At 67.8% G+C, this 12,064-nt stretch carries 18 protein-coding genes and 1 tRNA gene; 15 read left to right on the forward strand and 4 right to left on the reverse strand.

Annotation, left to right across the window (positions count from 1 at the left end):
• Positions 1-140 precede the first annotated feature (140 nt).
• The 13 genes from AB0383_RS48415 (at position 141) to AB0383_RS48475 (ending at position 7,112) form a co-directional block, all read left to right on the forward strand.
• Positions 141-293, forward strand: a complete 153-nt coding sequence (locus AB0383_RS48415) for a hypothetical protein (protein ID WP_366191321.1) — start codon at positions 141-143, stop codon at positions 291-293.
• Positions 294-463: 170 nt separating this feature from the next.
• Positions 464-604: a hypothetical protein gene (locus AB0383_RS48420; RefSeq protein ID WP_366191323.1), complete on the forward strand. Its 141-nt coding sequence runs from the start codon at positions 464-466 to the stop codon at positions 602-604.
• Positions 601-1,002, forward strand: a complete 402-nt coding sequence (locus AB0383_RS48425; protein WP_366191325.1) for a hypothetical protein — start codon at positions 601-603, stop codon at positions 1,000-1,002. Before AB0383_RS48420 ends, AB0383_RS48425 begins: the two co-directional genes overlap by 4 nt.
• Positions 1,002-1,277, forward strand: coding sequence for a hypothetical protein (locus tag AB0383_RS48430; RefSeq protein ID WP_366191327.1), 276 nt, complete (start codon positions 1,002-1,004; stop codon positions 1,275-1,277). Before AB0383_RS48425 ends, AB0383_RS48430 begins: the two co-directional genes overlap by 1 nt.
• Positions 1,274-1,447: a hypothetical protein gene (locus AB0383_RS48435; RefSeq protein ID WP_366191329.1), complete on the forward strand. Its 174-nt coding sequence runs from the start codon at positions 1,274-1,276 to the stop codon at positions 1,445-1,447. The genes AB0383_RS48430 and AB0383_RS48435 overlap by 4 nt, the downstream gene beginning before the upstream one ends.
• 22 nt (positions 1,448-1,469) lie before the next feature.
• Entirely contained in the window at positions 1,470-1,682 is a 213-nt protein-coding gene (locus AB0383_RS48440; RefSeq protein WP_366191331.1) for a hypothetical protein, read from the forward strand.
• A gap of 129 nt (positions 1,683-1,811) precedes the next feature.
• Positions 1,812-3,242 (forward strand): FtsK/SpoIIIE domain-containing protein, encoded by a 1,431-nt coding sequence (locus AB0383_RS48445; protein WP_366191333.1) that lies wholly within the window; start codon positions 1,812-1,814, stop codon positions 3,240-3,242.
• 22 nt (positions 3,243-3,264) lie between these two features.
• Positions 3,265-3,495: a hypothetical protein gene (locus AB0383_RS48450; protein ID WP_366191335.1), complete on the forward strand. Its 231-nt coding sequence runs from the start codon at positions 3,265-3,267 to the stop codon at positions 3,493-3,495.
• A 5-nt stretch (positions 3,496-3,500) separates the two neighbouring features.
• Positions 3,501-3,809 carry a hypothetical protein gene (locus AB0383_RS48455; RefSeq protein ID WP_366191337.1) on the forward strand — a complete coding sequence of 103 codons (309 nt, stop codon included), beginning with the start codon at positions 3,501-3,503 and terminating at the stop codon, positions 3,807-3,809.
• Positions 3,809-4,027 carry a hypothetical protein gene (locus AB0383_RS48460; protein WP_366191339.1) on the forward strand — a complete coding sequence of 73 codons (219 nt, stop codon included), beginning with the start codon at positions 3,809-3,811 and terminating at the stop codon, positions 4,025-4,027. Before AB0383_RS48455 ends, AB0383_RS48460 begins: the two co-directional genes overlap by 1 nt.
• A 103-nt stretch (positions 4,028-4,130) precedes the next feature.
• A complete protein-coding gene (locus AB0383_RS48465; protein WP_366191341.1) occupies positions 4,131-4,787 on the forward strand; it encodes a DNA methylase in 657 nt (218 codons plus the stop codon).
• A 21-nt stretch (positions 4,788-4,808) separates the two neighbouring features.
• Positions 4,809-5,690, forward strand: coding sequence for a hypothetical protein (locus AB0383_RS48470; RefSeq protein ID WP_366191343.1), 882 nt, complete (start codon positions 4,809-4,811; stop codon positions 5,688-5,690).
• 84 nt (positions 5,691-5,774) lie between these two features.
• A complete protein-coding gene (locus AB0383_RS48475; protein WP_366191345.1) occupies positions 5,775-7,112 on the forward strand; it encodes a replication initiator in 1,338 nt (445 codons plus the stop codon).
• 64 nt (positions 7,113-7,176) lie between these two features.
• Here the strand turns inward: AB0383_RS48475 and AB0383_RS48480 are convergent, their stop codons facing one another.
• Positions 7,177-7,392, reverse strand: a complete 216-nt coding sequence (locus AB0383_RS48480; protein ID WP_366191347.1) for a hypothetical protein — start codon at positions 7,390-7,392, stop codon at positions 7,177-7,179.
• On the reverse strand, positions 7,389-9,425 hold the full coding sequence (locus tag AB0383_RS48485; RefSeq protein WP_366191349.1) for a hypothetical protein: 2,037 nt from the start codon (positions 9,423-9,425) through the stop codon (positions 7,389-7,391). The genes AB0383_RS48480 and AB0383_RS48485 overlap by 4 nt, the downstream gene beginning before the upstream one ends.
• A 461-nt stretch (positions 9,426-9,886) precedes the next feature.
• Between AB0383_RS48485 and AB0383_RS48490 the strand changes: the two genes are divergently transcribed.
• Together AB0383_RS48490 and AB0383_RS48495 are read left to right on the forward strand one after the other, a co-directional pair.
• Positions 9,887-10,063: a helix-turn-helix domain-containing protein gene (locus tag AB0383_RS48490; RefSeq protein WP_366191351.1), complete on the forward strand. Its 177-nt coding sequence runs from the start codon at positions 9,887-9,889 to the stop codon at positions 10,061-10,063.
• Positions 10,063-11,295: a site-specific integrase gene (locus tag AB0383_RS48495; RefSeq protein ID WP_366191353.1), complete on the forward strand. Its 1,233-nt coding sequence runs from the start codon at positions 10,063-10,065 to the stop codon at positions 11,293-11,295. Before AB0383_RS48490 ends, AB0383_RS48495 begins: the two co-directional genes overlap by 1 nt.
• Positions 11,296-11,308: 13 nt before the next feature.
• Here the strand turns inward: AB0383_RS48495 and AB0383_RS48500 are convergent.
• Positions 11,309-11,382 (reverse strand) — tRNA-Leu (locus tag AB0383_RS48500).
• Positions 11,383-11,413: 31 nt separating this feature from the next.
• Positions 11,414-12,022 carry a TetR family transcriptional regulator gene (locus tag AB0383_RS48505; protein ID WP_366191355.1) on the reverse strand — a complete coding sequence of 203 codons (609 nt, stop codon included), beginning with the start codon at positions 12,020-12,022 and terminating at the stop codon, positions 11,414-11,416.
• Between the last annotated feature and the right edge of the window lie 42 nt (positions 12,023-12,064).

Genomic DNA, 12,064 nt, shown 5'->3' on the forward strand with positions numbered 1-12,064 from the left:
TCAAGCGAATCATCGCCCGCCAACTCTTCCGCACTCTCCAACAACACCACAACACCGCACCTACGACCCCTTGACGCCACATAGCAGCGTCATAGTGTGCCTGACTGCGCCCAAAAACACGCCGAATACGGCTGTTCGCGTTGATTCCCGAACACATTTCTTCGGGGATCTTCGGGTCCATCCGTCTTAGACATGAGGGAGCAAGAGAAATGGATGACGTCGACTTCTACGCCGCCCAGCTCAACGCGTGGCCGTGGCTGCACCTGCCGGAGTTCGAGGAGGTGACGGCATGAACACCAGCACGGTCTACCTGCGCGGCGGTCTGTCCACCTTCGACCCGCACGGCCCGAAGCGCGGTGCGTGATGGCCGACCATGTGTGCAGCGCTTGGTACTACCTGTCCCCGACTCGAATCGCGACGTGCATGGTCTGCACTCGCCAATGGCAGATGTGAGGTGAATTCGATGAACCGAGTTGCAAACACCACGTTCTACCCGCTGTGGCTCACCATTCTGGCGGCCCTGTTCGTCGCGATGCCGGTCGCCGGCGGTCTCCTCGTGGTGATCCTGCTGGGCGGGCTGTTCGCGGGCTGGGTGAAGCGATGACCGCCGAACCGCTCGACCTGTTCGGCAACCCACTGGCCGAACCCACCGCGAAGACGCCGGCGCGCCTGCCGGTGAACGACATGAACGTGATCGAGAAAGTACTCCAGGTTGCTGAAAACACCGGATACGTGCTGGTCGGGCCGTCGGAGCGGGTCTACCGCCTCTACGCCCGCTACGCGATCGAGACCGCCCCCGCCGACGAGGCCCACGCGGTTCACCAGCTCCTGGACGCCAAGTGGCTCACGAAGGGAGGAGCGCACACCTACACCTGCTACGGGCACAGCGGCCCCGGTAACTCGGTGCTCGTGCCCCGCGCGACGAAGAACAAGGCCCGCCAGTGGCGTGCTCTAGCCGGCCGCCCGACCACCGCCCGTGAACAGCAGCGAAAGGCAAGCTGATGACCTCACAGTCGATCAACAACCACAACAAGATCAGGTACGCCGAGTTCGAGTTCGCGCTCGACCAGGTCCGCAACGCGTTCGACGACGTGTCGCGGATGGTCAAGAAACTCGACGACCACGGTACGAGCGGCAACCGGTTCGAGGGCTGGCAGGTCCCGTCCAAGGAAGACGTGCAGGTCTGCGTGCGGGCCGCCTCGACCGGGCTCGACCTGCTCCGGGAGTCCGCCACCAAGCGCAAGGCCGAGCTGATTTCCCGCGGCTGGCGAGTATGAGCCGCGACGACGAGTTGCAGCACACCACCGCGGAGCGCTCGATCTGGACAGGTCGCATCACCGCCCTGTGTGGCGCGACCGCCGAAGCCGGCGAGTACGAGGTCATTTGGTTCGCTCCGTTTGGCCCGCGGTGTTCGGAGTGCAAGCGCCTCGCCAAATCCGACCGTTGATCAACAACCGAGAGGAACGAGCATGAGCACCGAGCTGGACCGCAAGGTCGACGCCCTCGACAAGGCCATGAAGCGCATGCGCACCACGATGACCGCGCTGCCGAACCGCGTGGGCGGCTTCAAGAAAGAACACGACGAGACCGCCCGCAAGATCGCCACCATGGTCACCCTCGTCGAGGCCGCCCGCCCGCTGTTCAACACCGACAAGAACGCCCCGAGGGCCCGCCGCCGCTGACCCGCCGCCCCGCCCACAACCGCATACCGCACCCCAGATGATCACCACGTCTGGACGACGTCAGGGCCGCACTCCCCTACCGATCGGGGGTTGCGGCCCTGTCGCGTCCCCGACCACCGGAGAACCCACATGAAGAGCACCAACAACCGCCGCACCACCCACAAGACCCGCCCCGAAGCCCGCTGCGCCCTGTGGCTAGCCCGACACCCCGGCTTCCTCGCCTGCCCCGCCGCGATCACCACCAGCATGATCGAGCTCGGGGCCGCCGGAACCGGAGGAATCGCCGCCGGCGCACTCGCCGCGGGCCTGGCGTGGCACCGCGCACACCCCGAGTCCTTCACCCGCGTGGCCGCTCCCCGGCTCCGCTCGACCCGCCGCCGCTGGACCCGCTACCTCGGCCGCTCCTGGCGCTCCAGCCTGGACTTCTGCAACCTCACCGTGGACGACCGGCGCACCGGCGAGATTCTCGTCCCACGCCTGCTCAAGGTGTCCAGCCCCACCCCCTCGATCGACGTCCTGCGGGTCGCGATCCGCAAAGGCCAGTCGCTCTCCACCTTCCGCGACTCCCAAGAGGAACTCGCGTCCGCGCTCGGGGCCGACGTCATCTCGATCGAGAAGACCAAGCCGCGAGTCCTCACGATCACGCTCGTGTTCGGCAACCCGTTCACCGACGTCATCCCACCGGCCGACATCCCCGGAGAGCCCGACGAAGTCGACCTCACCGCGATCGAGCTGGGCGACACCGAATACGGCCACGTCTGGACCGAACCCCTGCTCGGACAGCACTGGCTCATCTCCGGGGCCACCGGCTCGGGCAAGGGCTCCCTGCTGTGGAACCCACTGCGCGCCATGGGGCCGATGATCCGCGAGCGCCTCGTCCTGCTCTCGGTGATCGACCCCAAGGGCGGGATGGAGACCGAGCGCGGCAAGCCCCTGTTCCACCAGCACGCCACCTCCGCCGACGACGAGGTCGAGTACGAGGACAGCGAGGGCACCGAGGACGTGGACGCCATGCTCGCCGTGCTGTTCGCGTTCCGCGACCGCATGAAGGAACGGCAGGACCTGCTGCGCAGCGAGGGCAAGCGCAAGTTCGCCGTCTCCCGCGAGACGCCGTTCGAGGTCCTCATGATCGACGAGTTGGCCATGCTCACCGCGCTGGCCGCCCGCCGCACGATCAACGAAGTCAACCGGGTCCTGGCCGAGATCCTCACCCAGGGCCGCGCCTGCGGGTTCGCCGTCATCGCCTACGTCCAGGAACCCACCAAGGACACCGTCCCCGTGCGGGACCTGTTCACCCGCCGGGTCTCCCTGCGCACCGGTACCGCGTCCTACGTGGACATGGTGCTCGGAGAAGACGCCCGCGAACGCGGCGCCCTGGCCGACGAGATCCCCGAGACCGGATGCGAAGGCATCGGCTACCGCACCTCGGAGAAGTCCCGCCAGCCGATCCGCGTCCGCGCCGGCTACTGCACCGACAACGACATCGACGAACTCGTCCGCCTCTGCACCCCCCGCAACGACCCGCCTGCCGACTCCAACGTCTACCACCTCGCCGCCTGACCCTCCCGAAAGGACACCACCCGTGATCACCCTCAAGTTCCTCGGTACCTGGCTCAAGATCGCCGCCGTGGCCGCGCTCGTCCTCGTGATCGAGATCGCCGTCATCCACTCGCTGTGGCTGTTCGTCCTGACCGCCGTGCCAACCGTGCTGATCTTCGTGGCCCTGTCCGCTGCGATGTGGCGCGAGTGGCGCACCGCCCGCCGCGGTGACGGTGCCTACAGCGTTCAATACATCCGCTACGAACAGGACTGACCACCATGGACAGCCCCGCCAGCGTCGCGCCGGCGGACTCGGAGATCTGGCACACCGCCGTGGCCACGCTCGAAGACGGGCTCGGGATCTACCCCCTGCGCTCGATCGACGGCGTGCGCTACGGCGGCGCCAGCGTCGACAACACCGCCGTGGTCGCCACCTCGACCACGGTGCTCCTCCGAGTCACCCAGCACCGCCACGGCCTGCCCGAGGTCGCCGAGCTGGAAATGCCGCCCGCGTTCGCCCGCTACCTCGCCGCCCTGCTCGACTCCACCGCCCGCTACATCCAGACCGCCCCGGAAGGAACCCCGTAATGCGCATCTCCAAGTCCAATGTGCCCAAACTCGTGCGCCTGCAAGAGGAGTACGACGCCCAGCTTCGCAGGGCGATCAACGAAGACGGCACCCGCAACCGCGACGTCTTGCTCTGCATCGCCGAGCTGGCCGGCCAGATGGCCCGCATCCACAGCGAAGAAGCACAGGGAATGCGCCGGGTCGCCAACGACGCGTACGACCTGGCCATCACGAAGTAGCCCTTCGGCATGTCCTGAGTCCTCGTGACGCCTGCCGCACGAGATCTCCGGCGTACCAGTGGATACCGCGTATCCACTCCAGACCTCGAAAGGAGTGCACACCGTGACTGCCCGCCCGCTCATGCTCGACCTCTACTGCAAAGCCGGTGGCGCCGCGAAGGGATACCACGACGCCGGGTTTGACGTCATCGGCGTGGACATCGAGCCCCAGCCCCACTACCCCTACGCGTTCTACCAGGCCGACGCGCTGGACTTCGTCACCCGCCACGGCGACGAGTTCGACGCCATCCACAGCTCGCCCCCGTGCCAGGCCTTCACCCTGGCCCAGCGCATCCAGCACCGCATCCACCCCGACCTCATCGCCCCCACCCGCGCCGCCCTGATCGCGACCGGCAAGCCCTGGGTGATCGAGAACGTTGAAGGCGCGCCGCTGCACAACCCGATCACCTTGTGCGGGGCAATGTTCCCCGACCTCAACGTCTACCGGCACCGCCTGTTCGAGACCAGCTTCCCTGTGGCCGCACCGCCGGAGCCGGTGCATCGCGAACTCCTCACGAAGATGGGCCGCCCGCCCCGCCCTGGCGAACGCATGCACGTCGTCGGCAACTTCTCCGGAGTCCGCCAGGCCCGCGCGGCCATGGGCATCGACTGGATGGCGCGCAACGAGCTGTCCGAAGCGATCCCGCCCGCGTACACCCGTCTCATCGGCGCCGCCCTGCTCCACGCCCTCACCGCCCCGGCCTACGCCCTGGCCGCCTGATCACCACCGTCCAGAAAGGAGGTGCCTGACGTGTTCCGCAAACCCACCCCGAAGAGCGACCGCCCGGTCTCGCGCCGGGTCCGCGCCCTGTCTCACCAGCTCACCGAAGCCCACGACGTCCACCGGCTCGCCGCCGACCCGCTCCTCGGGGCGGTCACCGCGGACCGCTTCCGCGCCTCGATCACCCGCACCATGTGGTTCTTCCTCGCCGTCGGGCTCGGGTTCACCACCACCGGCGTCCACGACTTCCTCGCCGGCCACCTCCCCACCGCCGACCCGATGTGGTGGGGCGCCTGGCTCGCCGAACCCGCCCTCGCCGGCATCCTGGTCACCCTGCTGCGCTGGGAAGCCGCCATGCTCGCCGCCGGCATCCCGGTCGACGACAAGCCCGTGAAGCACCTCAAGCGGATCCTGCTCGCCGCCACCTTCGCCGCGAACGTGTGGGCCGCGTTCACCCCCACCACCGGCGGTGTCTCCCAGGGTGGCGTGTTCTTCCACGTTGTCATCCCGCTCGTGGTGTACCTGCTCGCCGAAGTCATGCCGATCGTCCAGCAGCGGTGCATCCGAGCCCGCGAACAGGCCCTCGCATCAGCACCAGCCCCCGAGCCGCCCGCGGCTCCCGCACCGTCCGCACCTGAGCCCGCCACACCGGCACCCGCCGTCTCCTCGACGCCGGCACCGACGCCGGCCGAGCCTGCCCGGCCCCGCCGGGACGGGGTTCTCGAGTCCCTGCCGGTGAGCATCCGCACCACGGTCACCACCGTGACCGCCGAAGCCCACAACGGTGGCCGCCCGGTCACCGCCGATGACCTCGCCGCGCGGGTCAACCTGCCGAAGAACATGCTCACCGATCTCGCGGACGAGCTGAACACCACCGTGAACCACCACCCGGTCACCGCCTGACCAGACCCTCACGCACCTTCGCCGGGCCACCCTGCACCACTCGGGGTGGCCCGGCTTCGTGGTGCCCGCACGAAAGAGGCCAGCATGATCACCGAGCACGACGGGTCCTCACTGGCTACCCGCATCACCAACCGCATGACCCCCGCCGTCATCCGCGCCGTGCGCGCCCGCGCCGAAGCCACCGGCGGATGCCTGCAACCCGTCCACCTCACCGGCTACCGCACGATCACCGACACGACCGGACGGATCCTCGACCACACCGCCGGCACCGTCTACGCCCCGTGCGGGAACCGCCGCGAGACCGTGTGCCCCGCCTGTTCCGACCGCTACGCCGCCGACGCCTTCCACCTCATCCGCGCCGGCATGACCGGTGGCAAGACCATCCCCGAGACCGTCGCGGACAAGCCGCGCCTGTTCGTCACGCTTACCGCCCCCAGCTTCGGCGCCGTCCACGGCCGCCGGACCACCCGCACCGGCCGCCGCATCCCCTGCACCTGCGGCGAGCATCACCACGAGGCCGATCCCCGAGTCGGCACCGCGCTCGACCCCGAGCACTACGACTACCCGGGTGCCGTGCTGTGGCAGGGCCACGCCGGAGAGCTGTGGCACGCCTTCACCGTCCGGCTCCGCCGCGAGATCGCCACCGCCGCGGGCATCCGCGCCGGCGACTTCGCCGACCACGCCCGCCTCTCCTACGCCAAGGTCGCCGAATACCAACGCCGCGGACTGATCCACTTCCACGCCGTCATCCGACTCGACGGCCCCGAAGGCTCGCACGATCCGGCGCCCACTTGGGCCGACAACGCGCTCATGGAACACGCCGTGCGGGCCGCTGTGGAGAACACCCGCGTCACCCGCACCCTCACGATCGACGGCGTCACCGGAGAGCACGTCTTCCGCTGGGGTGGACAGGTCGACGTCCGCCCGATTCGCCCCGCGCATGCCACCGAGCCCGACGACGGCCAGATCACCGACCGTGCGCTGGCCGGCTACATCGCCAAGTACGCCACCAAGGGCACCTCGACCGGCGAAGTCCCCGACCGGCCGATCCGCTCCGAACGCGCAATCGACGCGTTGGACGTCCACCCGCACCACCGACGGATGATCACCACAGCGTGGACACTCGGGGCGAACGACGGCCTTGCCTACCTGCGGAAATGGGCTCACATGCTCGGGTTCCGCGGCCACTTCCTTACCAAGTCACAGCGGTACTCGATCACCTTCACCGCGATCCGCGGCGACCGCCGCACCCACCAGCACCTCGCCACCCTCGACTCCACCGGCGCCACCCCGGACACCGTGCTCGTCGTCAACCACTGGAAATACACCGGCAACGGCTACGGCCACCACGAAGACCGCGAAATCGCCGAAGCCATCTACGAAGGAAAACGCTTGCAGCGCAAGGAAAAACTCGTCGCTTAGTGCATACAAAAGGGACACCGTGCCGAGCGGATTTTCGTTGCCCAGCACGGTGCCCCAGGACGAGTTAGCGGCGCTTCCAGAGGGTATTGATGACCGCCAGGCCGAGGGTCATCGCGATCACGAAGGCACCGCAGCCGGTGATGACCGCGGTCGGGGGCACCATGCCTCCAGCCCAGGCGAGAAGCCCGATCATCGCGCCCGCGAGGACGGAAACGAGCGCCATGATGGTGACCCAGAGAGCGAGGAACCGGTGGTCCTCGGCTTTGGTTTCATCGGTCATTCGTGCACCTCCTCGTCCTCCGGCCCGAACTCCTCGTCCTCATCCTCGTCGACGCTGTCGACCTGCGCGGGCGCCCCGCTGGCCAGTGCGGCGAGCTCAGCGGGCGTCGCCCTCGACAGGCCGATCATGAAGAAGGTGTCGGCCTTCTTCCGCAGTTGTTCGAGCTCGTCGACGAGGTTCTTGCCCTCCTTCGGCGGGAGTCCCTCGCTCAGGACACGGCGCTTCTCCACCTTTTCGAGGATCTCGAAGTCGCCGCGAAGGTTCTTGAGCGACTTCTTCAGGGCCTTCAGCGCGGCCGTAAAGGGGTCGGGGTCGTCTCCGTCGCCTCCGACCCCTTTGGGGAAGAACTTGTAACGGATGTCGGAGTTCTTCAGCGGAGCGGGTTGGCCGTCGGTGCCGAACTGCACGATCCCGTGGTCGTTCACCACGGCGGGCCTCTCTCCCTTCCGGCCGTCCTCGATGATCTGCACCAGTTGCAGGATCCCGCGCTTGACGCTCAGCATGTCCTGCAGCACCTGGTTAACCGGGCGCCTGTCGGAGTTGGCACCCTGGTCGTTGCGCTGAACGCGGAAGGCGTCGTGGTAGGCCCCGTAGTAGAGGGCCCGGAGAGCGAGCTCGATGCCCGCGGGACCGGGGTCGCCGCCTTCGCGGTCGTCGAGTTCGGCCAGGGCCGCCTGTTCCAGCTCGTCCAGGTCGCCCTGGCCGGGCTTGCTCAGCTGCTTGCCGGCGATGTTGGCTCCGCTCACCAGCACCTTGGCGAGCCGGTCAACGGGGATTTTCAGGCTCGGGTCGCCGAAACGGAATTCGCGAACCGTGACTTCGACCGCGAGGGGAAGCTTCGACGTTCGCCGGACCTGCACGCCGTCCCGCACGGTGTCCCGGGCGATCACGAAGGCGATCGGCTTTCGGATCGCCCGGTGGATCTTCCGCTCCGACGTGGCGAACAGGTAGGTCAGCCGGACGAAACGGTCCTCCAAGTAGTTCGAGTAGTGCAGCTCTTCGGCTTCTTCGCGGGACATGTCTCCGGAGAGCCACCGGTGCTCGTCGAGCGTGATCACCCCGGCGCTGAGCGCGGAGGCGAGGCAGTCGTCGGCCATGGTGGAGTCCCGGTCGCTCGGACGCCAGTGGGTCTTCGTGTTGATGTGTTCCTGCGCGACCTTTGCTTTGACGGCGGCGCCGAGGTCGGGGGAGTCCCCTTCGTCCGGGTCGAAGCCCACGATCAGGATGAACTCGACTGTTGCCACGCGCGCCATCGCGAGCTCGTCGGCCGTCACCGTCTCGGCCGGTGCCTGAACGATCGCGTTCACGGCGTCGATCAGCTGGCGCGGCGCCTTCGGGCTCCCCGGCATCTTGAACAGGACGTCCTCGGCCGTGAGACCGAGGTGCTTGAGCGCGTGGCTGGTGCGGCTGGATCCTTCTCGGACGACCGGCACCACGATCGGGTTGCTGTCGTCGTGGAAGTTGAACTGGGTCATGATGCCGAAGGGGGCGTCCATGATTCCCTGCTCCCCGATGGGCGGGTACAGCTGGTTGGCGCTCCTCGTCTTCTCCATCGCGTCGTCGAGCTGGGAGATGAGGTCGGCTTCCGATGCCGCGTCGGCCTGCAGCTCCGCCGGCGACATCGGGCGGGGAGCCGATGCTCGCTCGAACTCGATCTTGACCTTGTTCCCGTCCTCGTTCTCCGCGCCGGCCCTCATGGCGAGCAGGTAGGGATGCGAGCTGGCGTTCCGGGGGTTCGCCGGGTCGGGCACCAGCCGGCTCATCCAGACGAGGGCCTTGATGTAGCGCAGCTCCCCGCCCGTGATGCGCATCCGCTGCGGACTGGAGATCTGCGGCAGGATTTCCTCGGGGTTGACCCACATGGAGGACATTGCCTCGGCCCCCAGTTCGCTCATGCCGAGGTGCCGGCGTGCCTCCCTGCGCACGAGGCGGATGAGCTTGGGGTCGGGCAGGTCCGGCAGGGTGCGCACAGGGCGCAACATCTGGGTTTCCTCGCCGACGACATCGGTCGGCGGGTTGATCGTCGAAGTCACCTTCGGCTGCTCCTACGGCATTCCACACGGGAACAGGCTCCCGCGGGTAACTCACACGGGAGCCGGGAACGCAGCCGACCCTCGCTTCTTCGCTTGGACGGATCTTTGGTGCCCGTCTAGCTCAGAGCGGCTCGGAATCCCCTGCCGTGCCGTCGGGGCGACCTCTGGGAGTGGCTTGTAGCCAGTCTCCGCAACGGGTCATCCACGCCGCCGCCCAGGTCTGCGTGCCCGAACGTACGGAACGTCACGACGCGAATTCCGCGTCGAAGCTAGTTATACGCGCAGCCTCCCGGCCTCCCCTCGCGGGGGTCCCGTATCGGCGCACCGAGTCATCGGAAAATCCCTGTTATCGAACAAATGTTCGAGCATTCCTTTGCGAACGAACAGACGTTCTCACTCCGCTTTCTCTGCTAGGCGGCGAATTGTATTGACCCATAAGGAAATTCGAAAGGAGCACCACCATGAGCAGTCGGCTGCTGTCCATTGAGGACCTGTCCGAGCATCTCGGGGTCCCCGTCAACACCCTGTACAAGTGGCGCGGCAAGGGCTACGGCCCCGCCGGCCGCCGCGTGGGCAAGTACGTCCGCTACCGCCCCGAGGACGTCGACGCGTGGGTCGAAGCACAGGGGGTGGCGTGATGGCACGCCCGCCTCTGGACGTGGGGACGCACGGCAAGATCCGTTTCAGCGACACGTCAACGGGTGTGCGGGCTCGCGCTAGCTACCGCGGGTGGGACGGCAAGGTCCACGAGATCGAACGCACCGGCGCGAGCAGGCCCAAAGCCGAGCGCGCTTTGAAGGCAGCGATCCGAGAGGCCCTCAAGACCCCCGGCGGTGGCGCCGACATGGACCACAACACCAAGTTCAGCGTTGTTGCCGCGAAGTGGCTCGCACGGCAAGAGGAGCGTGTTGAGGCAGAGGAGCGGGCACACGGCACGCTCGACAACTACCGGAGCATGCTCAAGAACCACGTGCTGCCGGCGCTCGGTGACCTTCGGCTGCACGAAGTCACCGTGCCACGGCTCGACTCGTTTCTCCCCGCGGTGCAAGCGAAGTCGAGTGCGTCGCATGCTCGAACGGCTCGGGCCGTGGTGAGTGGGGTGCTCCGGTACGCGGTGCGAAACGGTGCCCTCGGGTCCAACCCCGTCCGTGAGCTGGAGCAGATCGAGGGAGGGAAGCGCAAGAAGCCTCGCTCACTGACCCCGGCCGAGCGGCACAAGTGGTTGGAACAGCTCGAAGCCGACCCGAAGGCAGTGGCGAAGGACCTGCCGGACCTGACGCGCTTCATGCTGGCCACCGGAGTGCGGATCGGCGAAGCCCTCGGGACCTTCTGGGAAGACGTCGATCTCGACGACGGATCGGTGGCGATCAACTGGAAGGTGATCCGGATCCGCGGGGTCGGACTGCGCCGGGTGCAGAAGCTCAAGACGGAATCTGGTGACCGGACGCTGCCCCTGCCGTCGTGGGCTGTCTCGGTGCTTCGCGAGCGCCGGCGTGTCGCTGAGGAGGAGGGTCGAGGCCCGGCAAGCCCGGTCTTCCCGGACACGCTCGGTGGGCTGCGCGATCCGTCCAACACCCGGCGGGCTCTTCGCGAAGCCCGCGGCACGGATGAGTTCGCGTGGGTGAAGTCCCACGTCTTCCGCAAGACGGCGGCGACGGTGCTCGATGACGCGAAGCTCAGCTCCCGCCAGATCGCCGACCAGCTCGGGCATGCCCGGCCGTCGATCACCCAGGACGTCTACATGGGCCGTACGGTCGTCTCGCGTGACAACGCGGTCGCGCTAGAAAGCATGTGGATGGACGGGCGCTCAGCCAATTCCGGGGATAAACCGGGGGCTGACCTCGGTGAAGAGCCGGGGGAAACGCCCTGACCTGGGCCGGGAGTGCCCCCGACGGGGTTCGAACCCGCACTGGGTCGATTTTAAGTCGACTGCCTCTGCCAATTGGGCTACGGGGGCACGAACACCTTAGCGGGACCCCCGCGGCCCGTCAGATGCGCGGCGTGTGATCCGCCACAGCGGACGCCGGCGACAGCCCCGAGGCGCCCAGCGGCGACAGCGCGTCCATCAGCAGGTCCAGATACCGCCGCCACCCCTCCGAAGCGTCGGCGGGGAACGACGGCAACGTCCCCACCAGCATCAACACCAGGCGCGGGACATCGTCCGCCACCAGGTCCGCGCGGAACACCCCCGAGGACTGGCCGGCGGCCACCAGTGCGGCCACCGGCGAGAAGAAGCGCCAGGCCAGATCCATCGTCAACGCACCCAAGTTGTTGGCCGCGGCGAACAACGGCTGCTCAACCGCCGCCAAACTCACTGCGGCTTCCAACGCGAGATAGACACCGTCGCGCGGAGCCGCCGAAGCAGCGCGAGACAGCACCGGCACGATCACCTCGTCGAACCGCGCCTCCAGCACCGCCCGCACCAGGTCCTGCTTGTGCGGGAACCGCCGGTACAACGTCGCGACCCCGACGCCGGCCGCGGCGGCGATCTCCTCCATCGGCACGGTGACGCCGCCGGCGGCGAAGACCGAGTAGGCCGCGTCGATGATGCGGCGGGCGTTGCGGGCGGCGTCGGCACGCAGCGGCTGCGGGGGCATGCCCTACACTACCAACTGATAGCTCACTATCACTTGGACAGG

This window comes from Amycolatopsis sp. NPDC051373 (assembly GCF_040689465.1).
GTDB lineage: Bacteria > Actinomycetota > Actinomycetes > Mycobacteriales > Pseudonocardiaceae > Amycolatopsis.